This is a genomic window from Pseudomonas sp. B34(2017), from assembly GCF_002112915.1.
Lineage (GTDB): Bacteria > Pseudomonadota > Gammaproteobacteria > Pseudomonadales > Pseudomonadaceae > Aquipseudomonas > Aquipseudomonas pharyngis.
Genome location: NZ_NEJA01000009.1, coordinates 1 through 20,649 on the forward strand (window position 1 = coordinate 1; position 20,649 = coordinate 20,649).

General features: G+C 61.0%; 24 protein-coding genes. 15 read left to right on the top strand and 9 right to left on the bottom strand.

Annotation, left to right across the window (positions count from 1 at the left end):
- Nucleotides 1-217 precede the first annotated feature (217 nt).
- The gene (rhtA, locus tag CAF80_RS25675) at nucleotides 218-1,105 is read left to right on the top strand and encodes a threonine/homoserine exporter RhtA (RefSeq protein WP_039770325.1); all 888 of its coding nucleotides are present in this window, start codon (nucleotides 218-220) and stop codon (nucleotides 1,103-1,105) included.
- A gap of 168 nt (nucleotides 1,106-1,273) precedes the next feature.
- Nucleotides 1,274-1,555, top strand: a complete 282-nt coding sequence (locus CAF80_RS25680) for a hypothetical protein (RefSeq protein ID WP_007955851.1) — start codon at nucleotides 1,274-1,276, stop codon at nucleotides 1,553-1,555.
- Between the two features lie 10 nt (nucleotides 1,556-1,565).
- Here the strand turns inward: CAF80_RS25680 and CAF80_RS25685 are convergent, their stop codons facing one another.
- On the bottom strand, nucleotides 1,566-2,135 hold the full coding sequence (locus tag CAF80_RS25685) for a TetR/AcrR family transcriptional regulator (RefSeq protein ID WP_039770327.1): 570 nt from the start codon (nucleotides 2,133-2,135) through the stop codon (nucleotides 1,566-1,568).
- A gap of 90 nt (nucleotides 2,136-2,225) precedes the next feature.
- On the opposite strand from CAF80_RS25685, the gene CAF80_RS25690 reads away from it, so the two are divergent.
- Together CAF80_RS25690 and CAF80_RS25695 are read left to right on the top strand one after the other, a co-directional pair.
- The gene (locus tag CAF80_RS25690) at nucleotides 2,226-2,954 is read left to right on the top strand and encodes an SDR family oxidoreductase (RefSeq protein ID WP_039770328.1); all 729 of its coding nucleotides are present in this window, start codon (nucleotides 2,226-2,228) and stop codon (nucleotides 2,952-2,954) included.
- Nucleotides 2,955-2,987: 33 nt separating this feature from the next.
- Nucleotides 2,988-3,578, top strand: a complete 591-nt coding sequence (locus CAF80_RS25695) for a 2-hydroxychromene-2-carboxylate isomerase (RefSeq protein WP_039770330.1) — start codon at nucleotides 2,988-2,990, stop codon at nucleotides 3,576-3,578.
- Nucleotides 3,579-3,667: 89 nt separating this feature from the next.
- Here CAF80_RS25695 and CAF80_RS25700 read toward each other — a convergent pair whose 3' ends face one another.
- The 4 genes from CAF80_RS25700 to CAF80_RS25715 all read right to left on the bottom strand — a co-directional run bounded on the left by CAF80_RS25700 (nucleotide 3,668) and on the right by CAF80_RS25715 (nucleotide 7,890).
- The gene (locus CAF80_RS25700) at nucleotides 3,668-5,476 is read right to left on the bottom strand and encodes an aminopeptidase P family protein (protein ID WP_074687902.1); all 1,809 of its coding nucleotides are present in this window, start codon (nucleotides 5,474-5,476) and stop codon (nucleotides 3,668-3,670) included.
- A 55-nt stretch (nucleotides 5,477-5,531) separates the two neighbouring features.
- Nucleotides 5,532-6,698, bottom strand: coding sequence for an aminotransferase class V-fold PLP-dependent enzyme (locus CAF80_RS25705; RefSeq protein ID WP_074687904.1), 1,167 nt, complete (start codon nucleotides 6,696-6,698; stop codon nucleotides 5,532-5,534).
- A 206-nt stretch (nucleotides 6,699-6,904) separates the two neighbouring features.
- Nucleotides 6,905-7,519: a LysE family translocator gene (locus CAF80_RS25710; protein ID WP_039770336.1), complete on the bottom strand. Its 615-nt coding sequence runs from the start codon at nucleotides 7,517-7,519 to the stop codon at nucleotides 6,905-6,907.
- 101 nt (nucleotides 7,520-7,620) lie between these two features.
- A complete protein-coding gene (locus CAF80_RS25715; protein ID WP_011335229.1) occupies nucleotides 7,621-7,890 on the bottom strand; it encodes a hypothetical protein in 270 nt (89 codons plus the stop codon).
- A 389-nt stretch (nucleotides 7,891-8,279) separates the two neighbouring features.
- Between CAF80_RS25715 and msuE the strand changes: the two genes are divergently transcribed.
- The 4 genes from msuE to CAF80_RS25735 are packed head-to-tail and all read left to right on the top strand — an operon-like array spanning nucleotide 8,280 to nucleotide 12,325.
- The gene (gene msuE / locus CAF80_RS25720) at nucleotides 8,280-8,843 is read left to right on the top strand and encodes an FMN reductase (RefSeq protein WP_007955830.1); all 564 of its coding nucleotides are present in this window, start codon (nucleotides 8,280-8,282) and stop codon (nucleotides 8,841-8,843) included.
- 10 nt (nucleotides 8,844-8,853) lie between these two features.
- Nucleotides 8,854-9,999, top strand: coding sequence for an FMNH2-dependent alkanesulfonate monooxygenase (gene ssuD / locus CAF80_RS25725; RefSeq protein ID WP_007955828.1), 1,146 nt, complete (start codon nucleotides 8,854-8,856; stop codon nucleotides 9,997-9,999).
- 10 nt (nucleotides 10,000-10,009) lie between these two features.
- On the top strand, nucleotides 10,010-11,197 hold the full coding sequence (locus CAF80_RS25730) for an acyl-CoA dehydrogenase family protein (protein WP_039770341.1): 1,188 nt from the start codon (nucleotides 10,010-10,012) through the stop codon (nucleotides 11,195-11,197).
- Between the two features lie 24 nt (nucleotides 11,198-11,221).
- Nucleotides 11,222-12,325, top strand: a complete 1,104-nt coding sequence (locus tag CAF80_RS25735; RefSeq protein WP_039770342.1) for a sigma-54-dependent Fis family transcriptional regulator — start codon at nucleotides 11,222-11,224, stop codon at nucleotides 12,323-12,325.
- Here the strand turns inward: CAF80_RS25735 and CAF80_RS25740 are convergent.
- Nucleotides 12,322-12,687: an antibiotic biosynthesis monooxygenase gene (locus CAF80_RS25740; RefSeq protein WP_085668152.1), complete on the bottom strand. Its 366-nt coding sequence runs from the start codon at nucleotides 12,685-12,687 to the stop codon at nucleotides 12,322-12,324. The two genes, CAF80_RS25735 and CAF80_RS25740, sit on opposite strands and share 4 nt — an antisense overlap.
- 90 nt (nucleotides 12,688-12,777) lie before the next feature.
- On the opposite strand from CAF80_RS25740, the gene soxR reads away from it, so the two are divergent.
- Entirely contained in the window at nucleotides 12,778-13,236 is a 459-nt protein-coding gene (gene soxR / locus CAF80_RS25745) for a redox-sensitive transcriptional activator SoxR (RefSeq protein ID WP_039770345.1), read from the top strand.
- A gap of 31 nt (nucleotides 13,237-13,267) precedes the next feature.
- Here soxR and CAF80_RS25750 read toward each other — a convergent pair whose 3' ends face one another.
- The 3 genes from CAF80_RS25750 to CAF80_RS25760 form a co-directional block, all read right to left on the bottom strand.
- Entirely contained in the window at nucleotides 13,268-14,038 is a 771-nt protein-coding gene (locus CAF80_RS25750; protein WP_039770347.1) for a MetQ/NlpA family ABC transporter substrate-binding protein, read from the bottom strand.
- Nucleotides 14,039-14,112: 74 nt separating this feature from the next.
- Nucleotides 14,113-14,778, bottom strand: a complete 666-nt coding sequence (locus CAF80_RS25755; protein ID WP_007955819.1) for a methionine ABC transporter permease — start codon at nucleotides 14,776-14,778, stop codon at nucleotides 14,113-14,115.
- 2 nt (nucleotides 14,779-14,780) lie between these two features.
- Complete coding sequence (locus tag CAF80_RS25760) at nucleotides 14,781-15,995, bottom strand: SfnB family sulfur acquisition oxidoreductase (RefSeq protein ID WP_074687910.1); 1,215 nt, start codon at nucleotides 15,993-15,995, stop codon at nucleotides 14,781-14,783.
- A 283-nt stretch (nucleotides 15,996-16,278) separates the two neighbouring features.
- On the opposite strand from CAF80_RS25760, the gene CAF80_RS25765 reads away from it, so the two are divergent.
- The 6 genes from CAF80_RS25765 to CAF80_RS25790 all read left to right on the top strand — a co-directional run bounded on the left by CAF80_RS25765 (nucleotide 16,279) and on the right by CAF80_RS25790 (nucleotide 20,647).
- The gene (locus CAF80_RS25765) at nucleotides 16,279-16,737 is read left to right on the top strand and encodes a VOC family protein (RefSeq protein ID WP_085668151.1); all 459 of its coding nucleotides are present in this window, start codon (nucleotides 16,279-16,281) and stop codon (nucleotides 16,735-16,737) included.
- A gap of 141 nt (nucleotides 16,738-16,878) precedes the next feature.
- Nucleotides 16,879-17,754: an alpha/beta fold hydrolase gene (locus tag CAF80_RS25770; RefSeq protein WP_085668150.1), complete on the top strand. Its 876-nt coding sequence runs from the start codon at nucleotides 16,879-16,881 to the stop codon at nucleotides 17,752-17,754.
- A gap of 253 nt (nucleotides 17,755-18,007) precedes the next feature.
- Entirely contained in the window at nucleotides 18,008-19,210 is a 1,203-nt protein-coding gene (locus CAF80_RS25775) for a PepSY domain-containing protein (RefSeq protein ID WP_039770359.1), read from the top strand.
- A complete protein-coding gene (locus CAF80_RS25780) occupies nucleotides 19,207-19,746 on the top strand; it encodes a thiamine pyrophosphate-binding protein (protein WP_085668149.1) in 540 nt (179 codons plus the stop codon). Before CAF80_RS25775 ends, CAF80_RS25780 begins: the two co-directional genes overlap by 4 nt.
- The gene (locus tag CAF80_RS25785; protein WP_039770363.1) at nucleotides 19,743-20,084 is read left to right on the top strand and encodes a hypothetical protein; all 342 of its coding nucleotides are present in this window, start codon (nucleotides 19,743-19,745) and stop codon (nucleotides 20,082-20,084) included. The genes CAF80_RS25780 and CAF80_RS25785 overlap by 4 nt, the downstream gene beginning before the upstream one ends.
- Nucleotides 20,081-20,647, top strand: coding sequence for a DUF6162 family protein (locus CAF80_RS25790; protein ID WP_074687918.1), 567 nt, complete (start codon nucleotides 20,081-20,083; stop codon nucleotides 20,645-20,647). Before CAF80_RS25785 ends, CAF80_RS25790 begins: the two co-directional genes overlap by 4 nt.
- Nucleotides 20,648-20,649 lie beyond the last annotated feature (2 nt).

Sequence of the window (20,649 nt, forward strand, 5' to 3'; positions counted from 1 at the left end):
CATTCGAAACCTGCTTAACTCATTGAATTTCAAGGAGTTTTCCGTTTCGGCTGCGCCGGAAGTGGGGCGAATTATAGAGACTCAGAATCTGCCGTCAACCCTTAATTTGAATTTTCTATCAAGAGAAGGAAAAAGACCGCTTCTATATAGACGGGGACTTGGCGAGTGCGCACTATATTGCCCAATACAACAGCTACTCTTCGGATGATGCCACGCAATGAACGATCAACCTCGCAGCCTTGCCTCAACTCTGTTCCCGGTTGGCCTGCTATTAATAGCCATGGCATCAATCCAGTCAGGCGCTTCGCTGGCCAAAAGCATGTTCCCTATCGTTGGAGCCCAAGGTACTACTACCCTTCGCCTGATCTTCGCCAGCGTGATCATGCTGTTATTGCTCAAACCCTGGAGAGCGAAGCTGACAGCCAAATCACTGCGCACAGTGATTATCTACGGGATGGCGCTAGGCGGCATGAACTTCCTTTTCTATATGTCGTTGCGCACCGTTCCGCTCGGCATCGCAGTCGCGCTGGAGTTCACGGGTCCGCTGGCAGTAGCTATCTATGCCTCGCGTCGCGCGATCGATTTTCTCTGGATTGCCCTGGCTGCTATCGGCTTGTTGCTGTTGATACCGACCGGCGCCACGACAACGGGTATCGATCTGATCGGTGCAGGTTATGCGCTGGGAGCCGGCGCGTGCTGGGCCTTGTATATCCTGTTTGGCCAGAAGGCTGGAGCAGATAATGGCGTGACCACCGCGGCGCTTGGCGTGATGATCGCAGCCCTGTTCGTCGCCCCCATAGGCATCGTCCACGCCGGCAGCGCACTGCTGACACCCGCATTGATCCCGATCGCTATCGGGGTCGCGATCCTGTCCACAGCTCTCCCCTACACACTGGAAATGGTCGCCCTTACCCGCATGCCCGCCCGCACCTTCGGCACGCTGATGAGCATCGAACCGGCCTTCGGCGCACTCTCGGGTCTGTTTTTCCTTCAGGAATACCTCTCTTTGTCACAATGGATGGCGATCCTGTGCATTATTCTGGCCTCCGTAGGAGCAACCATGACGATGGGCAGCACCTCTAAACCCGCCATCGCGGCAGATTGAAAGAGGATTTTACGAAGGTCTGGCAATTGGCGTTCATTTAGGCCATGTTTAGCCTCGCAACCCAGTGCCAGACATGGATTTTTTCGGATAGGGATATCGGAACGCTTCAAGCGAGAGCGCATACAGGCAGACCCGAGCGTCAGACTCGAGGCGGCCATAAGGACGGTAATGAAACGAATTTTGATACTGATCGCCATACTCGCCGTTGCGGGCTGCGCGGCGACGTCGAAGACCCAGGTCAAACACGGCAAAAAAGGGCTGCACATCAACTGTTCGGGGTTGTCCTCCTCTTGGGACAAGTGCTACGCCAGTGCCGCGAACTCTTGCGCGCCGAAGGGCTACAAAGTCATTGCAAAATCTGGCGACACCGTGGAAGAGCCAGGTGATTATCCCTTTGGCCTCAACCCCGCCGGCTATACCAGCCGTAGCATGATCGTCATCTGCAAATAAATCATCGCCCCTACTGCGTTCGCGAAGCGGCGAGCTGGATCCCGATCTCTTCACGGCATGAATCCAGCACCCGCTGCTGAATCCTGGGCGACGCCAGCATACGCGCCACCACCAGTGCTCCGACGCATTGCGACAGAATTGCCCAGGCCAGGCTGTCACTTTCCAGAATTTGCGCCCAATTCTCCTGAAGTTTGCAAATCCACAGCTCGGCCTGCTCCCGCACAACAATATCGGACCGCGCGATCTCGGCGCCCAACGCAGGCAATGCGCAGCCCAGATCAGGCTGCTCGACATGGGCCATGTTCAGATACAGTTTCAAGCATCGCTCCAACCGTTCGCGATCCTGCGTACCCTGCCCGCCCAAGCGCTCCAGACTCTGGCCCAACTCGCGTTCGACGATCGCCGCGAACAAGGCGTCCTTGGACGAGAAATGACTGTAGAACGCCGCCCCGCTCAAGCCGATCGCCTTCATCAGACCATCGACGCCCATTGATGAAAACCCATTTTTTTTCGCAGACAACGAGCTGCTTTGCAGGAGCTTTTCTTTGGTTTCCAGCTTGTGACCGGCGGAATACCGCATGTTTTGTCCTCACATTGAGTGCCTTGACGCTGAGCAAATCCTAGCATAACGTTCGTTCACTTAACGATCGTTTACTAAAGGGATCCACCCATGAATAACAAGAAGGTCGTATTGGTTGTCGGTGCAGGTGATGCCACGGGCGGCGCCATCGCCAAGCGGTTCGCCAAGGAAGGTTTCGTCGCGTGCGTCACGCGGCGCAGCGCCGACAAACTGCAGCCGTTGGTGGAAGCCATTCAGGCGGACGGCGGCGAAGCCCACGGTTTTGCGTGCGATGCGCGCAAGGAAGAAGACGTAATTGCACTGATTGAAGATATCGAAACCCGCCTCGGACCGATTGAAGCGTTCGTTTTCAACATCGGCGCCAACGTGCCCTGCAGCATTCTTGAAGAAACCGCCCGCAAGTATTTCAAGATCTGGGAGATGGCCTGTTTCTCCGGGTTTCTCAATGCCCGGGAAGTCGCCAAACGTATGGTGACCCGCCGTCGCGGCACGATCCTGTTTACGGGTGCCACCGCTGGTCTGCGGGGCGCCTCGGGTTTTGCCGCATTCGCGGGAGCCAAGCACGGTATCCGGGCTCTGGCACAAAGCATGGCCAGAGAGCTCGGCCCGATGAACATTCATGTCGCCCACGTTGTGGTCGACGGTGCCATCGATACCGATTTCATCCGCGACAACTTCCCTGACAAATATGCCACCAAAGATCAGGACGGTATCCTCGACCCCGAACACATTGCCGAGAACTACTGGTATCTGCATAGCCAGCCACGGGACGCCTGGACGTTCGAACTGGATCTGCGTCCGTGGAACGAACGCTGGTAATCCCACCAAGAACAAAAACAGAGTGCAGCGAACATGAGCAAAACCGTGGAGTTCTATTTTGATCTCGGCAGCCCCGCCACCTACCTGGCGTATACCCAACTGCCGAAAATCTGCGCTGAAACCGGCAGCCAGTTGATCTACATTCCGATATTGCTGGGCGGCGTCTTCAAAGCCACCGGCAACGCGTCGCCGGCAATGATCCCGGCCAAGGGTCGTTACATGTTTCAGGACCTGGACCGCTACGCCAAACGCTACGGCGTGCCCCTGAAATTCAACCCGCATTTCCCGATCAATACCCTGATGTTGATGCGCGCGGTCACCGGCATTCAACTGCGTTATCCGGATCGCTTCCTGGCATTCATCGATTGCCTGTTCAAAGCGCTGTGGGTTGAAGGCCGCGCCCTCGATGAGCCGGCAACAGTTGCCGCCGTGCTGACCGAACATGGCTTCAATCCTGAAGAAGTACTGGCGTTGACCAACGATGAAGCGGTCAAGGCTGCGCTCAAGGACAACACCGAAACCGCCGTGAAGCGTGGCGTCTTCGGTGCGCCGAGCATGTTCATCGACAACCAGTTGTTCTTCGGTCAGGACCGGCTCGACTTCGTTGTGGAAGCCCTGCGTTAAATCTCCACAACCACACCAGTCCGCCTGGGTCAACGCGTTTGTCGACTTCATGACCCAGGCGCTGGCCGCAGCGCCCGAGCTTCAACCTGTTAAATAGCGGCAGTACGGGTGTTCAACCAATCCAGCGCCGCGCCCTCAAGCAACGGGCTCAGACGCTCGCGCACTTCGGCGTGATAGGCGTTGAACCACTGCTTCTCTTCCTGCGTCAGCAACGACGGTTCCAGGCAGCGAGTGTCGATCGGGCACAGGGTCAGGGTTTCGAACTTGAGGAATTCGCCGAACTCACTGCTCCCCGCTTCAACGTTCATCGCCAGGTTCTCGATCCGCACACCCCAGCGGCCCGGACGATAAGTGCCCGGCTCGATGGAGGTGATCATTCCAGGCTGCATGGCGGTTTGTGGCGCCGGCGCCGCCTGATAGGCGATCACCTGCGGACCTTCATGCACGTTGAGGAAGTAGCCCACGCCGTGACCGGTGCCGTGACCGTAGTCCACGTTTTCGGCCCAGATCGGCGCACGGGCAATCGCATCCAGTAGCGGCGACAGAATGCCTTTCGGGAAATGCGCGCGGGACAAGGCGATCACGCCCTTCAACACCCGAGTGCAGTCACGTTTCTGCTCTTCACTCGGCGTACCGACCGCCACCATCCGCGTAATGTCGGTGGTACCGCCCAGGTATTGGCCACCGGAATCAATCAGCAGCAAGCCGTCACCCTCGATCACCGCGTGTTCTTCCGGAGTGGCGTGGTAGTGCGGCATCGCACCATTGGCGTTGAACGCAGCGATGGTGTTGAAACTCAGCGACACATAATCCGGGCGACGCTCCCGGGCGGCGGTGAGTTTTTTGTCGATGGTCAGTTCGGTAATGCGCTCACGACCCCAGGCCGAATCCAGCCAGGTGAAAAACTCGCACAGCGCCGCGCCGTCCTGCTCCATCGCCTGACGGATGTGTGCGGCGTCCGCCAGGCTCTTCTGCGACTTGGCCAGTGTGGTCGGGTTCAGGCCTTCGACCAGTTTCACGCCAGTGTCGAGGTTATCCAGCAGACCGCTGGTGACCCGCGCCGGATCCACCAGCAGGCTCGCGCCACTCGGGATCGCCCGCAAGGCGTCAGCGACTTCGCTGTAATCGCGCAGGGCCACGCCGTCTTTTTCCAGCACTGCGCGCAGCTCAGCATCGACCTTGCTCAGTGCCACAAAAAGCGTGGCTTGTTGCTGGCTGATCAGCGCGAAGGAAACGAATACCGGGTTGAACGACACATCGCCGCCGCGCAGGTTGAACAGCCAGGCGATGTCGTCAAGGGTGGCGATGAAGTGCCAATCGGCGCCGCGTTCCTGCAAGGTTTCGCGCAGTTTGCCGAGTTTCTCGCCACGGCTGACAGTCGCCTGCGGCGGCAGGTGCTGGTAGATCGGCGCGTTCGGCAACGCCGGGCGATCGCTCCAGACTTCCTTCAACAAGTCGATGTCGGTCCGCAGGCTGGCGCCCCGCGCTTCGAGCTTGCTGCCCAGCGTACGCGCCGACGCGACGGCCATCACCGCGCCGTCGACCGCAACCACGCCACCTTCCGGCGTCTGCTCGGCCAGCCAGTCCAGCGGGCTCGGCTGACCCGGTTGCAGTTTCACCAGCTCGATGCCGCTGCCCTTGAGTTCCTTGGTCGCCTGTTCCCAGTAACGGCTATCGGCCCAGACCCCGGCGAAATCGTTGGTGACAATCAACGTGCCGACCGAGCCATGGAAACCCGACAGCCATTGCCGGCCCTGCCAGTAACCCGGCAGGTATTCCGACAGGTGCGGGTCGGCGGACGGCACCAGCAACGCATGGATACCTTCGCGACGCATCAATTCACGGGTGTGCGCGAGGCGCTGGGGAACCGTTCCTTCGGTCAAAGTCTGGGTACTCATCATGTCTCCTGCCAATCACTTCATCGTTATTGTTCGTAGCCGTCAGGTCGGCTGGTTAAAGTCCTGTCGCCCAGAATGCCGGAGCACTGGCGCAGGCGGTCTTGATCAGATCTACAGCCTTGTCGATGTCTTCGGCGGTGGTGAAACGGCCGAGGCTCAGGCGAATGGTACGGCCGGCCAGGTGCGCGTCATGCCCCAATGCCAGCAAAACGTGGGACGGTGTGTTGCTCGCGGAATTGCAGGCCGAGGTCGCGGAAAACGCGATCGAATGGCTCAGCGCTGCCGGGTTGAACTCGCCTTCGCTGAAGGTCAGGCTCAAGGTGTGCGGGATACGTTGGGTGCTGCTGCCATTGAGGCGCACGCCGGGCAGGCTCAAGAGTTGTTCGAGCAGTCGTTCGCGCAACGCAACGATGGTTTTCTTCTCGTCATCGAAAGCGTCGGCGGCCAGGGCAAACGCCGAGCCCATGGCAGCAATCTGGTGAGTCGCCAGCGTACCGGAACGCAAGCCGCCCTCGTGCCCGCCACCGTGAATCTGCGCCTGCAAACGCTGTTGCGCACGCGGGCCGACATACAGCGCACCGATGCCTTTGGGCCCGTAGAGTTTGTGCGCCGAAAACGACATCAGATCGACCGGCCATTGCGCCAGATCGATCGCGACCTTGCCGGCGCCCTGGGCCGCATCGACGTGGAACAACGCCCCGCGCCCACGCACCACTTCGCCGATGGCCGGGATGTCGTTTACGGTACCGAGTTCGTTGTTGACCAGCATCAGCGACACCAGAAAGGTGTCTTCACGCATCGCTTCGCTGACCGCTTGCGCGGTAATCAGGCCTTCGGCGTCCGGCACCAGATAGGTCACGGCGACACCGGCGTCCTGCAATTGCCGGGCGGTGTCGAGGATGGCTTTGTGTTCGATCTGACTGGTGATGATGTGCCCGCCGGACACACCACGGGCCTGGGCCACGCCTTTCAGTGCAAGGTTGTTGGATTCGGTGGCGCCGGAGGTCCAGACGATCTGCTGCGCCTGGGCGCCGACCAGTTCGGCGACTTGCCGGCGAGCGTTCTCGACCGTTTGCCGGGCCTGCTGGCCGAAGGCGTGGGAACTGGAAGCCGGGTTGCCGAAATTACCGTTGAAACCCAGACACTCGATCATCACCTGGATGACCCGCTCGTCCACCGGGGTGGTGGCGGCGTAATCGAAATACAGCGGACGTGTGTTCATAAAAAGACTCGCAGAGCGTGTTCCGGGATCAGGAGGCTCGTGTCTGCAAACGGCACGACGCAGCCTTGTGAGCTGCGTCCGGGTTCGAGAGCGTCATCAATACCTGATCGGAGGCCGTTAAAGAAGAACAACTTCATTTAAAAGTGCGTAGGAACGCTCCTGAACGCGACTTTAACAGGCATCGGGCCGGCGGTTGTAGCGCTGCGTCAGCTAAAGCTTTCAAGGAGTAACGGATACAGCGAAATCACCAGCAGCGCTGCCATGCCCCAGTTGAACAGCCGCAACCAGCGGCGATCCTTGAGCACGTTGCGCAGCAAGGTCCCGCACGCCGCCCAGACGCCGACGCTTGGCAGGTTGATGATGGCGAACACCGCCGCAATCACGATCACGTTGGTGAAATAGCCCTGCATCGGCGTGTAGGTGCTGATGGCACCAATGGCCATGATCCACGCCTTGGGGTTGACCCACTGAAAAGCGGCCGCTCCGAGATAGCTGATCGGTTTCGCCTCGCCCTGCTCGCTGTCGCCGACCGGGCCGGAGTGAGCGATTTTCCACGCCAGGTACAGCAAGTACGCCGCGCCGACATAACGCAGGATCGTATAAAGCAGCGGATAGGTCTGGAATACCGCGCCCAGGCCAAAACCCACCGCCACCACCAGCACGAAGAAGCCGCAGGTAATGCCAAGCATATGAGGGATGGTGCGGTTGAAACCGAAGTTCACGCCCGATGCCAGCAACATGGTGTTGTTCGGCCCCGGTGTGATCGAGGTGACAAGGGCAAACAGGGCAAAGCCCAGCAACAGGTCGAGCGAGAGGGTCATGGCAGGCAGTCCGTCAGGGTCATTCAGGTGTTGACCCTATCCCACGGCGCCGCGCAAACCCACGGACAGTTGGGTAAAACTTCGAGCAGTACAGTTTGCTATCAGCTTGGACGACCGTGCAGCTGTACGGCCCGCTCGGCGCTCATTTCACCCTTGGTATCGAAACCGAATGTCTTCTGTGGCTGGCCGAGCAATTCGGCTTTTTTCGCGTGGTATTCCTCGAAGGACAGACCGCGACGGTTCAGCGATTCAAGCGCCAGTTCGCGGGTTTCCTCCGCCGTGTAAGGGCGCAGCTCCGGGGAAACATGACTCGCGCAACCGGCGAGAACGGAGACAGCGAGCATCAGCGAAACAGTCAGTAAACGATTCATGGGAGCGTCCTGGCGAGCAGTGTGGGTCGATGGAGAAAGGCTACGCCCGGGCACGCTTTGGCAGAAATCAACGCTCTCAATAGTGGCTATCAGAATTCGGGCAGGATTCGCTCTGCATATTCTCAAAAGACCTATCAATATCAATTAACAGTCTTTTACGGAATAAAAGTCAGCCTTTATAAATCCTTCATCGCGTTCGGCACTGTTGCTCCAGCAACTGTTTCCCAGGCAACAGCGGTTCAACAAACCCGCCTGAAAGTCACACGAGCACAGCCGCCGACAACGCTCAAAGCCCCGGAATACGGGCCTTACAGGAATTGGTACAGCGCTTGCTCTGCTCCAGTGACTACTCACTGCTCGCCGAGCAACTGTTGAAAAAGGAACTGACCATGTCGCGTCCACTGAAAGTCGTCGCCCTGTCCGGCGGAACCTGGCGTCCGTCCCGCACCCTGGTGCTGACCCAGGCCCTGCTGGCCGAATTGTCCGGGCACTTGCCGGTCGAGAGTCATCTGATCGAACTCGGTGACATCGCCCGCCCGCTTGGCGCCGCACTGTCCCGCCAGGAGTTGCCGGCCGAGATCGAAGCCGAGCTGCAAGCCATCGAACAGGCTGACCTGCTGATCGTCGCCGCGCCGGTCTATCGCGGTTCCTATCCTGGATTGCTCAAGCATTTGTTCGACCTGATCGACCTGAATGCGCTGATCGACACACCAGTGCTGCTCGCCGCCACCGGTGGCAGCGAACGCCATGCGCTGGTCCTCGATCACCAGTTGCGCCCGCTGTTCAGTTTCTTCCAGGCCGTGACCCTGCCGATTGGCGTGTACGCCACCGAAGCCGATTTCGCCGACTACCAGATCACCAGCGAACCGCTCAAGGCACGTATCCGCCTGGCGGCTGAACGCGCCGCGCCGCTGTTTGGCACTCACATCAAACCGTTGCTGAAAATCGCCTGAGGAGCTGTTCATGGATGTTTTCTGGTTCCTGCCGACCCACGGCGACGGTCACTATCTGGGCACCACCCAAGGCGCGCGCCCGGTCACCCTCAATTACCTGAAACAGGTGGCGCAAGCCGCCGACAGCCTCGGTTACCACGGCGTGCTGATTCCCACCGGGCGTTCCTGCGAAGACTCGTGGGTGATCGCCTCGGCGCTGGTGCCGCTCACCGAACGCCTGCGTTATCTGGTGGCGATCCGTCCGGGGATCATCTCGCCGACCGTTTCGGCGCGCATGGCCGCGACCCTGGATCGACTGTCCAACGGCCGCTTGCTGATCAACGTCGTGACCGGCGGTGACCCGGACGAAAACCGTGGCGACGGCAGCTTCCTCAGCCACAGCGAACGCTACGAAGTCACCGATGAATTCCTCAAGATCTGGCGCCGGGTGCTGCAAGGCGAAGCGGTGGATTTCGAAGGCAAACACCTGAAGGTACAGAACGCCAAAGCCCTGTATCCGCCGGTGCAGAAACCCTATCCGCCGCTGTACTTCGGCGGGTCCTCCGACGCGGCCCACGATCTGGCCGCCGAGCAGGTCGACGTGTACCTGACCTGGGGCGAACCTCCCGCCGCCGTCGCCGAAAAACTCGCCGACGTGCGTGAGCGCGCCGCCCGCCACGGACGCAAGGTGAAGTTCGGCATTCGCCTGCACGTGATCGTGCGCGAGACCGCCGAAGAAGCCTGGAAAGCCGCCGACAAACTGATCGAACACATCAGCGACGAAACCATCGAGGCTGCGCAGAAATCCTTCTCCCGTTTCGACTCCGAAGGCCAGCGACGCATGGCTGCCCTGCACGACGGGCGCCGCGACAACCTGGAAATCGCCCCCAACCTGTGGGCCGGCGTCGGACTGGTGCGTGGCGGTGCCGGTACCGCATTGGTCGGCGATCCGCAGCAAGTGGCAGCGCGAATCAAGGAGTACGCAGACCTCGGCATCGAGAGTTTCATCTTCTCCGGCTATCCGCATCTGGAAGAGGCCTACCGCTTTGCCGAGCTGGTCTTCCCGCTGTTGCCCGAGCCGTACGCGAGCCTGGCCGGACGCGGCGTGACCAACCTCACCGGGCCGTTTGGCGAAATGATCGCCAACGATGTACTGCCCGCCAAAGCCAACGCCTGAGGAAGACCGAGTGACTGCCAAACCGCAAAGCACCCTGCTCTCCCCGTTGCAGACCGCCCGCCAACTGGCCGCCGAATTTGCCCTGACCGCCGTCGAGCGCGACGAGCGTGGCGGCACACCGAAAGCCGAACGTGACGCCCTGCGCGACAGCGGTCTGCTGGCCCTGAGCATTCCCACCCGTTACGGCGGCCTCGGCGCGCGCTGGAGCGAAACCCTGGAAGTCGTGCGCGAGTTCGCCAAGGTCGACAGCTCGATCGCCCACGTCTTCGGTTTTCATCATTTGATGCTCGCCACCGTGCGCCTGTTTTCCCGCCCCGAACAATGGAAACCGTGGTTCGAACAGACCGCGCGGCAGAACTGGTTCTGGGGCAACGCGCTCAACCCGCTGGACACCCGCACCGTAGTCAAGGATCTGGGCGGCTGGCGCGAGTTTTCCGGCAAGAAGAGCTTCTGCTCCGGCGCCAGCGATTCGCAGATGCTGATCGCCTCGGCGGTGGACGAAAGCAACGGCGGCAAACTGTTGATCGCGGCGATCCCCAGCGGCCGCAGCGGCATCACCCTGCATAACGACTGGAACAACATCGGCCAGCGCCAGACCGACAGCGGCAGCGCCACGTTCGAACGGGTGCGGGTCGAAGAGTCGGAACTGCTGCTGGATCCCGGTCCGTTGAGCACACCGTTCGCCTGCTTGCGCCCGTTGATCGCGCAACTGACGTTCACCCACATGTTTCTCGGCATTGCCGAAGGGGCCTTTGAAGAGGCGCGGCAATACACCCTCAGCGAAACCCGTGTCTGGCACAAATCCTCGGTGCGCGAGGTGCGCGAAGATCCGTATGTGCTGGCCCATTACGGCGAGTTCTGGGTCGCCCTCGAAGGTATTCGTCTGCTGGTAGAACGCGCCGCCGCGTTGCTCGACGAGGCCTGGGCCAAAGGCCCGAACCTCAGTGCCGAAGAACGCGGTCATCTGGCCACGGCGATTGCCACGGCCAAGGTCGCCGCCAGTCGTCAGGGCCTGGAAATTTGTAGCCGATTGTTCGAAGTCACTGGCGCCCGCTCGACCCACGCATCGCTGCGCCTCGACCGACACTGGCGCAACCTGCGCACGCAAACCCTGCACGACCCGCTGGATTACAAGCTCCACGAGCTGGGCGACTGGGCGCTGAACCAGTCCCTGCCGGTGCCGACGTTCTATTCCTGATTTTCTTTCGTGGAGCGAGACCCCATGCAACTGCTGACCCTGCCGCCTTCACCCGCCCTGGCCACCTCAATCCGCGCCACCGCTCAGGTGTTCGAAGACCCGAAATCCCAGGCCCTGCTCGCGCATTTGCAACAGGTCGCACCGAGCGAAGCCAGCGTGCTGATCATCGGCGAAACGGGCACCGGCAAAGAGTTGGTAGCGCGGCACATCCACAACCTGAGCAACCGGCGCAACCGGCCGTTCATTGCAGTCAACTGCGGGGCGTTTTCCGAATCGCTGGTGGAAGCCGAACTGTTCGGCCACGAAAAAGGCGCCTTCACCGGTGCCCTCAGCGCCAAGGCCGGGTGGTTTGAAGAGGCGGATGGCGGCACCCTGTTCCTCGATGAAATCGGCGATCTGCCGATGGCGATCCAGGTCAAATTGCTGCGGGTGTTGCAGGAGCGTGAAGTGGTGCGCCTGGGTTCGCGCAAGAGCATTCCCATCGATGTGCGAGTGTTGGCAGCGACCAACGTGCAACTGGAGAAAGCCATCAACGCCGGGCATTTCCGCGAGGATCTGTATTACCGGCTGAACGTGGTCAATCTGGAGCTGAGCCCATTGCGCGACCGCCCCGGCGACATCCTGCCGCTGACCCGGCATTTCATCGAGGCCTACAGTCAGCGCCTGGGTTACGGACGCATCACCATCAGCCCCGGCGCCGAACACAAGCTGCGCGGCTACAGTTGGCCGGGCAACATCCGCGAACTGGAAAACGTCATCCATCACACGCTGTTGATCTGCCGTAACGGCGTGATCGAACGCGACGATCTACGTCTATCCAACCTGCGCATCGACCGTCCCGACGATCAACACGCGGCCGCCGACGACTCACCGGAAGCGCTGCTGGAACGCGCCTTCCAGAAACTGTTCGAGCAACAGGCCGGCGCCCTGCATGAAAAAGTCGAAGACGCGTTGCTGCGCGCGGCCTATCGCTTCTGCCATTACAACCAAGTGCACACCGCGTCCTTGCTCGGCCTGAGCCGCAACGTCACCCGCACGCGACTGATCAAAATCGGCGAACTGGCGGTGAACAAGCGCCGGCCCACGGAAAACCTGCAAGGCGAGCGCTTGATCCAGCTGTCGATCTAACCAACCAGTTGACAGTGCAAGCCATCGTCGTGACTGCGAGCGATACTGCTCAGCACCTGGAATGAACCGAAGGTCACGGTGCGCGCCTGATGGGTGCGGATCAGTTGCCAGAAGTCCTGCTCGCCGGTTTCGAAACTCTGGAACGCCGCCTCCCCCGCCTCGCGGGACTGCCATTGCAGGAAGCTCAACACTCGCCGCCCGTCGTCGCTGGCCTGGACGCTGGCGCTGACGAAGCCGGCGTAACGCTGGGCCAGACGTTCGGTCTGCAGCGCCAGCGCCGAGACCAGCGCCGGTTGCTGGCCGGGTTCGATTTCAAATTCGATCAATTGGGTAAAGCTGCGGTTTTTCGCTGGTGCTTGCATGAGATCCCCACTCGGTCAGGCGAATCTTGCGATTCGAAGGCCTGCAGGGTAAAACCTCGAGTTAACTAGAGGTCAAGGGGCATTTTTCAAATGATCACTGCGAAAAATCTGCACAAGCAACTGACCGTCGGCGAAGTTGCGGCCCGCAGCGGTGTGGCGGTCACCGCCCTGCACTTTTATGAATCCAAAGGGTTGATCAAGAGCCAGCGCAATGCCGGCAACCAGCGGCGTTATCCACGGGAAGTACTGCGGCGGGTGGCGCTGATCAAGGTGGCGCAACGCCTGGGCATTCCACTGGCAGAAATCGGCGAGGCGTTGAAACAGCTACCGGACAACCGCGCACCAACGGCGGCGGACTGGAAAGTGTTGTCGGAGCAGTGGCGGCGTGAGCTGGACGAACGGATCAATCAGCTGATGCTGCTGCGGGACCGGCTGACCGGTTGCATCGGTTGCGGATGCCTGTCGATGGAAGCCTGCCCGCTGCGCAATCAGGGCGATGTGTTGGGCGAGCAAGGGCCGGGAGCACATTTCCTCGATGTTCCCAAGTGAGGGTTCCCAGAGGAACCCTCGGATTGATCGATCAGAAACCCGGCGCAATCTGCCCTTTGTAGCGAGTCAGAATGAACTGACGCACTTCATCGGAATTCAACGCCTTGGCCAGTTTCTGCAGGCCCGGGTCGTTGATGTTGTCAGGCCGTGCGACCAGAAACTCGATGTACAGGCTCTTGCCCTTCTCGACGATCAGTGCGCTGTTGGTGTCGATCCCGGCTTCCAGCGCGTAGTTGGCGAACACGAATGCCAGATCCACCTGACTCACTGAACGAGCGAGCAATGCGCCCTCCAGTTCACGGATTTTCAGGTGCTTGGGGTTTTCGACGATATCGCGCTGGGTGGCCAGGGTGTTGCTCGGATCCTTGAGTTTGATCAGCCCGGCCTCGTGCAACAGCACCAGGGCGCGACCGGTGTTCACCGGGTCATTGGGGATCGACACACTGGCGCCGTCCTTCAGCTCCGAGATGTTCTTGATTTTGGTCGAGTAGGCGCCGAACGGTTCGATGTGCACACCGACCACCGGCACCAGATCGGTGTGGCGAGTCTTGTTGAAATCATCGAGAAACGGCCGGTACTGGTAGTAGTTGGCGTCAAGGTTTTTCAGCGCCAGTTGCTGGTTGGGCTGGATGAAGTCGGTGAAGACCTTGATGTCCAGATCCACGCCTTCCTTGGCCAGGGTCGGTTTGACGAACTCGAGGATTTCCGCATGCGGCACCGGGGTGGCGCCGACGATCAGTTTTTCGTTGGCATGGGCGCCGAACGACAGAACGGCAGCCAGTACGGCCAGGGTCTTTTTCATGCTGTGCTCCAAGGCAGACTTGAGTGGCCGTCGTGGGGTGAACGTGGGGCCTTTTATGGGTTGAAACTGTTTTGTCAGCGTCGGCTGTAGTGCGCCACCAGGCGGTCGCCGGTCATTTGCAGGGCCTGCACCAGAATCAGCAGCAACACCACGGTGACCACCATCACGTCGGTCTGAAAACGCTGATAGCCGTAGCGGATCGCCAGATCGCCGAGCCCGCCGCCACCGATCACGCCGGCCATCGCCGTGTAGTCCACCAGCACGATGGCGGTGACCGTCACCGCCGCCAGCAACCCGCCGCGGGCTTCCGGCAACAGGGTGTGGCGGATGATCTGCCAGGTGTTGGCGCCCATGGCCTGAGTCGCCTCGACCACCCCGCGATCGACTTCGCGCAGTGCGGTTTCCACCAGCCGCGCGAAGAACGGTGTGCAACCGACGACTAGCGGCGGAATGGTTCCGGGCACGCCCAGTGACGTCCCCACCAACAACGTGGTCAGCGGAATCAGCACGATCAGCAAAATGATGAATGGCAGCGAACGCAGCATGTTCACGATCACCGACAGCACCCGGTACAGGCCGACGGTTTCATGCAACTGGCGCTTGCCGGTGAGAAACAGCAGCAGCCCCAGCGGCAGGCCCAGCAACACCGTGAACAGCAACGCCGCGCCGAGCATGCTCAGGGTGTCGAGACAGGCCTGGGCGATGTCGGCCCAGTAAATGTGTTTGAACCACTCGGCCATGGTCAGGACCAGTCGTGGCGCGGTGGTTTGACGCCGTTGAGCAGCCAGTTGCCGACCACGTGGTATTTCCAGCGCACCGGGTCATGCAGGGTGTGGACCCGAGCATTGCGCCAGTGGCGGTCGAAGTTGTGCTTTTTCAGGGTCGAGCGGGTACCGCCGAGTTCGAACAGCTTGTTGCTGGCCTCGATGGCGATTTCGGTGGTCAGCACTTTGGCCTTGGCCACGGCCAGCGAGGCCAGCGCGACGTTGTCTTCATCAGGCGCCGGACGTGCGGCGTCGAGCGCCCAGCCGGCGCGTTCAAGCAAGGCTTCGGCGGCTTCCAGACGGATTTCCAGCGCGCCGATCTGAATGATGGTCAGCGGATCTTCGCTGGCCTTGTCCACACCTGCATCGATCCATGGCCGCGCAAACTGGCGGACGAATTCCACGGTGTCGCGCAGCGCCGCCCGGGCAATGCCGGCGTCGATGGCGGCGGTGGTCAACTGGGCGAACGGCCCGGCCAGGGTCGGGCTCTCGTAGGAACGGTACGTCGGAAACAGATTGAAGGGCGCCACTTGCAGATTTTCCGCCAGCACCGTGCCGCTGGAAGTAGTGCGCTGACCGATGCTGTCCCAGTCGTCGACGATCACCAGCCCTTTCGTACCGCGCTCGACGAAGGCCAACTGGCCCTTCTGCTCTTCATCCAGCGCCAGCACCGCCAGCCAGTGGGCGTAGAGCGAACCGGTGCAGTAGCCCTTGCGGCCGTTGATCACGAAGCCGTCGCCATAACGGCGGAGGGTCGCCTGAATGTCCTGCACGTTCTTGCCGCCGGTTTCCGACAGCGCATTGGCGAAGCGATGACCTTGCAGCGCCAGCTCAAAGAAATGCGCCTGCTGGGCCGGAGTGCCTTGCAGGCGGATGTCTTCGAGCAGGCAGTAATGGTTTTGCGGAATCTGCCCGAGGGACGGATCGGCGGCGGAAATGATCGCGATCACCTGCGCCAGCACCGCAAGGGACACCTGCGCGCCACCGTACTCCTTCGGCACGGTGATGCCCCACAGGCCACTGTTGGAATACAGGTCGACGATCTCGGCGGGCACTTCGCGGCTGCGGTCACGCTCGGCGGCATGTTCCTGCAAGACGGCGGCGACCTGCGCGGCCACGCGCAAGGCTTCGGCGTCGTCGGCGATCCGGTGGGCGGCTGGCGTGTTGATCGGATAAACGGCAGATTCAGACATGGATGACTCTCGGTATCGGTGTTGTACCGGGTCATTGCAGCTTCTGTGCCTGACTGACAGGCCTTGTTTTTCGCGGGTTACAGCGGACTTTCAGGGTATCTGACGATGAAAACCCGCGCATTCTGCTGCTTCACTGTCGATGGCTGAACACTGCGGTGGCTGCTCGTCGGCTACTCGGCCATGGCGGCGGCACGGATCTATAGTTGAGCGACCGGCAACCCCGGCGAAGGCACACCTTCAACCTCTAATAAAAACCAGGCAACAAATAACAGGGAGTACCGCCATGAGCGTCAAACCCATTCCCGAGGGGTACCACAGCATTACCCCGTACCTCGGCATTCACAAAGCTGCCGAAGCCATCGATTTCTATAAGAAAGCATTCGGTGCCACCGAAGTCATGCGCCTGAGCATGCCCGACGGCGGCATCGGCCACGCCGAACTGCGCATCGGTGACAGCGCGATCATGCTCGGCTCGCCGTGCGATCAAGGGCCGTTGAGCAATCCGGACAACGCAGTGTCGGTCGGCCTGCATCTGTACGTGACCGATGTCGACAAATCCTTCCAACGCGCACTGGAGGCCGGCGCCACCTCGGTGTCCGAGGTCAAGGATCAGTTCTACGGCGACCGCAGCGGCACGTTGAAAGATCCGTACGGGCATCTGTGGTTCTTGGCCACGCGCAAGGAGGATCTGACCCAGGCGCAGATCGAGCAGCGGGCGAAGGAGATGTTTCAGCAGGGTTAGCAACGCCGAGTGTCCATTCCCGCGCAGCGCGCGGGGATGGGCGAACACGATTCATGAACCGTCGAACCACGCTTCACGTCTTGTCATGAACGCCCGGCGATTTCAGGATGCAGGCCACTCGCCTGAATAAAGGATCACCCGATGTTTGCCGGATTCGTCAAAGATCAGCGCCACGTCAACGGTGTGGACATCAGCTACCGCCTGAAAGGCAGCGGCCCGGGCCTGCTGCTGTTGCACGGGCACCCGCAGACCCACGTCATCTGGCACAAGATCGCCGAACAACTGGCGGAGCACTTCACGGTGATCGCCGCCGACCTGCGCGGTTATGGCGACAGCAGCCGACCGCCGGCCGATGAGCGGCACACCAACTATTCCAAACGCGAAATGGCCCGCGACGGCGTGGAATTGATGAAAGCGCTGGGCTTCACGCAGTTCTCGATCCTTGCCCATGACCGTGGCGCGCGGGTCGCCCATCGCCTGGCGCTCGATCATCCCGCCGTCGTACATCGCATGGTTCTGCTCGACATCGCGCCGACGCTGGCGATGTACAGCCAGACCAATGAAGCCTTTGCCCGCGCCTACTGGCACTGGTTCTTCCTGATCCGCCCGGCGCCGTTGCCGGAAACCCTGATCGAAGCCGATCCCGAAGGTTATTTGCGCAGTGTCATGGGCAGTCGCAGCGCCGGGCTCGCGCCCTTTACCGACGAGGCCTTCAGCGAATACCGGCGTTGCCTGGAACGTCCCGGCAGTGCTCGGGGGATCTGCGAGGACTACCGCGCCAGTGCCGGCATCGACCTGGAACATGATCGCGCCGATCTCGCGGCCGGTCGTCACCTGAACCTGCCTTTGCTGGTGCTGTGGGGCGCCGAGGGCACTGTCGGTCGCTGCTTCGATCCACTCAAGGAATGGCAACAGGTTGCCACCGACGTACGGGGCAAGGCTTTGCCGGCCGGGCATTACCTCGCCGAAGAAGTCCCTGAACTGTTGCTCACCGAAGCGCTCGACTTTCTCCGCTGATTCCCCTCCTTCAATCCGACGGCATGTGCCGTCGGACTGCTTCGCCTCCCCCGCAGAAATCTGCCCACGCGACAGCAACATGCAATCGCGAAACATTTACTTTCATATCGTTTATCGGGATTTGCTTCGGTCATCCGTCTTATAGAGATGCGGGCCGGTCGCGTAGGCAAAAGCCACGACCGGCCTTTCAGGGGACTCCCGTGCTGCGAAGCCCGTAGTACCGCTCCCTCTCACTGAATCAAGACCCGTCATCATGTCGAAGAAATCCCGCTCGAAACTGTGGTTCCTGGTACACAGCTGGCTGGCGTTGCCGATCTGGTTTTTCGTTCTGATCGTCTGCGTCACCGGCACCCTGGCGGTGGTCAGCCAGGAAATCGTCTGGCTGGCCAACCCGCAGATGCGCGCCAGCGCCCCTTCGGACGACGCACCATTGCTCAGCTATGATCAGGTCCTGGCCGCGATCAAGAAGGCCGAACCGCAGACAGTGGTGCAAAGCATCAGTCGTCCGGACGAATCGCACTTTGCCCTCGACGTCGAGGTCAGCTACCCCGACGGGCGTTCGCTGACGGTCTACGTCAACCCGTACACCGGCGTCATCCAGGGCCCCGCGCCAACCTTCAACTTCAAGGCGTTCACCCGCGCACTGCATGGCTGGTGGCTGGTGCCGTTCACCAACGGTTTCAGCTGGGGCTGGTACCTGGTGTCGTTCCTCGGCCTGCCAATGCTCGCTTCGCTGGTGACCGGGCTGGTGGTGTACAAGCGCTTCTGGAAAGGCTTTTTCCGCCCGACCCTGCGCATTCGTCACGGTGCGCGGATTTTCTGGGGCGACTTTCACCGCCTCAGCGGCATCTGGTCGATCTGGTTCATCGCGGTGATTTCCATTACCGGCGTGTGGTTCCTGATCCGCGCCCTGCTGTTCGATTTCCAGATTTCCATTTCCAGCGAGCCGGTCATCCCGGCGATGTCCCGGGAGAGTGTGCCGATCTCCGCCGACGGCACACCTCCACCGCGGATCAGTCTCGACTCGGCCATCGAGATCGCTCAACAAAAGATCCCGGGGCTGGAAGCCAGTTTCGTCAGCCTGCCCGGCAACGCCTACAGCCACATGAGTGTCGGTGGTCGTGGCTGGTATCCGCTGATGTTCCAGACCGCCACGCTCAATCCTTACAACGGTGACATTGCCGCCTCGCGCCTGCTGTCCGACCGCTCCGCCCTGGAGTTCGTCACCGAATCGATGCGTCCGCTGCACACCGGCGATTTCGGCGGAATCTGGATCAAGCTGATCTGGTTCTTCTTCGGCCTGCTGCTGAGCATGATGGTTCTCAGCGGCCTGCTGATCTGGACCAAGCGCACCGCCCTGGCCACGCTCAACGCACTCAAGCGCGAAGACAAGAGAAACCGCAAGGTCGCGTCACGATCGACGTCCCGACATGAACCTTCGGAGGTGCGTCCGTGAGCCACATTGGAATAACACCAACGTCGCGCCTGAACCGGTTCTGGCACAAATGGCGTTTCCACCTCAATGTCCTGTTATTGCTGATCCCGCTCGGCTTCATGCCCAAATACTTCGCCGATGCTTCGCTGTTTCGCGGTGACAGCGGACTGGGTGAACGGGAGATCGGCGAAATCCAGGTCGGTCCCTGGAGCCTGCGACTGGCCGAACTGCGTAATCAGGCACCGACCCTGACCGGCCCGGCCGGCTACATGAAAGATTTCAGCGCCGCCCTCTGCGACGCCTGTGTCGAGCACGTCAAGGCGACGTACCTGCGCATCGGCAAACCTCGCAGCCTGCGCGCGGCCGGGGTGATTTTCTTCGGCACGCCGTACCGCATGGGTACCCAGTTGCCGGTTCCGGAAAAGACCGCTGCCGACGCCGAACTGTGGATCACCATGGAAGGCTGGGACGGCAGCATGCACCAAGCCTCGATTCCGCTGAGCCAGGCCTCGCCTGCCACCCTCGCCTGGCTGAACAAACAAGGAGCCAAACCATGAGTCATGCCCAACGCCCCTTCCGCTTGCTCCTGAGCAATACCTTGCTGGTGCTGACTGCCGGTTTCAGCGCCGGCGTCCTGGCCCATAACCCGATGTGCGAGTGCAAGGCCATCGATGCCGAGCAGATCAAGTGCACCGGCGGTTTCTCCGACGGCAGCGGCGCGCCGGGGGTGACCCTCGATGTGATCGGCTACGACGAAACCATCCTGGTGCCGGGCAAGCTCGGCGCCGACTCGACCCTGACCTTCAAGAAACCCGGCGCCGAGTTCTACGTGCTGTTCGACGCCGGCCCTGGCCACGTGGTCGAAATCGACCAAGCGGATATCGAAGCCCCATGACCACGCCGACCACCCAGGTTGTCCGCCCGGCCGGTGCCGGGCACGAAACCCTCAATGTGCTGCTGATGTGCCTGCTGATTATCGCGGTTGCCGGCTCGGTAGTGACATGGCGCGGCGTTTCCCGCGAACCGGAGCCGGTTTCAAGCCATCAACTGGACGCCCGTCGCGACCTTGGCGCCAGCGAGCAGGGCATCTATGCGGATCTGCGCGTGACCCTCGACGAGATCCGCCTGCTGCGTGAAGAACAGCAAACGCTGCCAAGCCCGCAGAACCTGGCCGATGAAGGTTTTGCACCGTTCGCCCAGGACGCCAGCTCGGTCAGTCGAGGCGGTCACGCCTGGCAGTTGCTGGCGGACCGCGCCTACTTCGGCCACAGCCAGGCACCAGCCGTGGCCGGTTCGTTTCTGATGCGCCTGAACGACGCCGCGCCGGACATCTGGCTCAACCGCGCCACCGACCTGCAAGCGCCGAAAGACCTGTCAGACGCAGCGCTGACCGCTGCCGGATGGAAACAGATCGTCGCGCAATTCGATGCCGGGGTGACCCGCGAACATCGCCATTGAAC

Bases quoted from the DNA above. Each gene is read 5' to 3' on its own strand.
- rhtA (WP_039770325.1), top strand. From the start codon at position 218: ATGAACGATCAACCTCGCAGCCTTGCCTCAACTCTGTTCCCGGTTGGC.
- CAF80_RS25680 (WP_007955851.1), top strand. From the start codon at position 1,274: ATGAAACGAATTTTGATACTGATCGCCATACTCGCCGTTGCGGGCTGC.
- CAF80_RS25685 (WP_039770327.1), bottom strand. From the start codon at position 2,135: ATGCGGTATTCCGCCGGTCACAAGCTGGAAACCAAAGAAAAGCTCCTG.
- CAF80_RS25690 (WP_039770328.1), top strand. From the start codon at position 2,226: ATGAATAACAAGAAGGTCGTATTGGTTGTCGGTGCAGGTGATGCCACG.
- CAF80_RS25695 (WP_039770330.1), top strand. From the start codon at position 2,988: ATGAGCAAAACCGTGGAGTTCTATTTTGATCTCGGCAGCCCCGCCACC.
- CAF80_RS25700 (WP_074687902.1), bottom strand. From the start codon at position 5,476: ATGAGTACCCAGACTTTGACCGAAGGAACGGTTCCCCAGCGCCTCGCG.
- CAF80_RS25705 (WP_074687904.1), bottom strand. From the start codon at position 6,698: ATGAACACACGTCCGCTGTATTTCGATTACGCCGCCACCACCCCGGTG.
- CAF80_RS25710 (WP_039770336.1), bottom strand. From the start codon at position 7,519: ATGACCCTCTCGCTCGACCTGTTGCTGGGCTTTGCCCTGTTTGCCCTT.
- CAF80_RS25715 (WP_011335229.1), bottom strand. From the start codon at position 7,890: ATGAATCGTTTACTGACTGTTTCGCTGATGCTCGCTGTCTCCGTTCTC.
- msuE (WP_007955830.1), top strand. From the start codon at position 8,280: ATGTCGCGTCCACTGAAAGTCGTCGCCCTGTCCGGCGGAACCTGGCGT.
- ssuD (WP_007955828.1), top strand. From the start codon at position 8,854: ATGGATGTTTTCTGGTTCCTGCCGACCCACGGCGACGGTCACTATCTG.
- CAF80_RS25735 (WP_039770342.1), top strand. From the start codon at position 11,222: ATGCAACTGCTGACCCTGCCGCCTTCACCCGCCCTGGCCACCTCAATC.
- CAF80_RS25740 (WP_085668152.1), bottom strand. From the start codon at position 12,687: ATGCAAGCACCAGCGAAAAACCGCAGCTTTACCCAATTGATCGAATTT.
- soxR (WP_039770345.1), top strand. From the start codon at position 12,778: ATGATCACTGCGAAAAATCTGCACAAGCAACTGACCGTCGGCGAAGTT.
- CAF80_RS25750 (WP_039770347.1), bottom strand. From the start codon at position 14,038: ATGAAAAAGACCCTGGCCGTACTGGCTGCCGTTCTGTCGTTCGGCGCC.
- CAF80_RS25755 (WP_007955819.1), bottom strand. From the start codon at position 14,778: ATGGCCGAGTGGTTCAAACACATTTACTGGGCCGACATCGCCCAGGCC.
- CAF80_RS25760 (WP_074687910.1), bottom strand. From the start codon at position 15,995: ATGTCTGAATCTGCCGTTTATCCGATCAACACGCCAGCCGCCCACCGG.
- CAF80_RS25765 (WP_085668151.1), top strand. From the start codon at position 16,279: ATGAGCGTCAAACCCATTCCCGAGGGGTACCACAGCATTACCCCGTAC.
- CAF80_RS25770 (WP_085668150.1), top strand. From the start codon at position 16,879: ATGTTTGCCGGATTCGTCAAAGATCAGCGCCACGTCAACGGTGTGGAC.
- CAF80_RS25775 (WP_039770359.1), top strand. From the start codon at position 18,008: ATGTCGAAGAAATCCCGCTCGAAACTGTGGTTCCTGGTACACAGCTGG.
- CAF80_RS25785 (WP_039770363.1), top strand. From the start codon at position 19,743: ATGAGTCATGCCCAACGCCCCTTCCGCTTGCTCCTGAGCAATACCTTG.
- CAF80_RS25790 (WP_074687918.1), top strand. From the start codon at position 20,081: ATGACCACGCCGACCACCCAGGTTGTCCGCCCGGCCGGTGCCGGGCAC.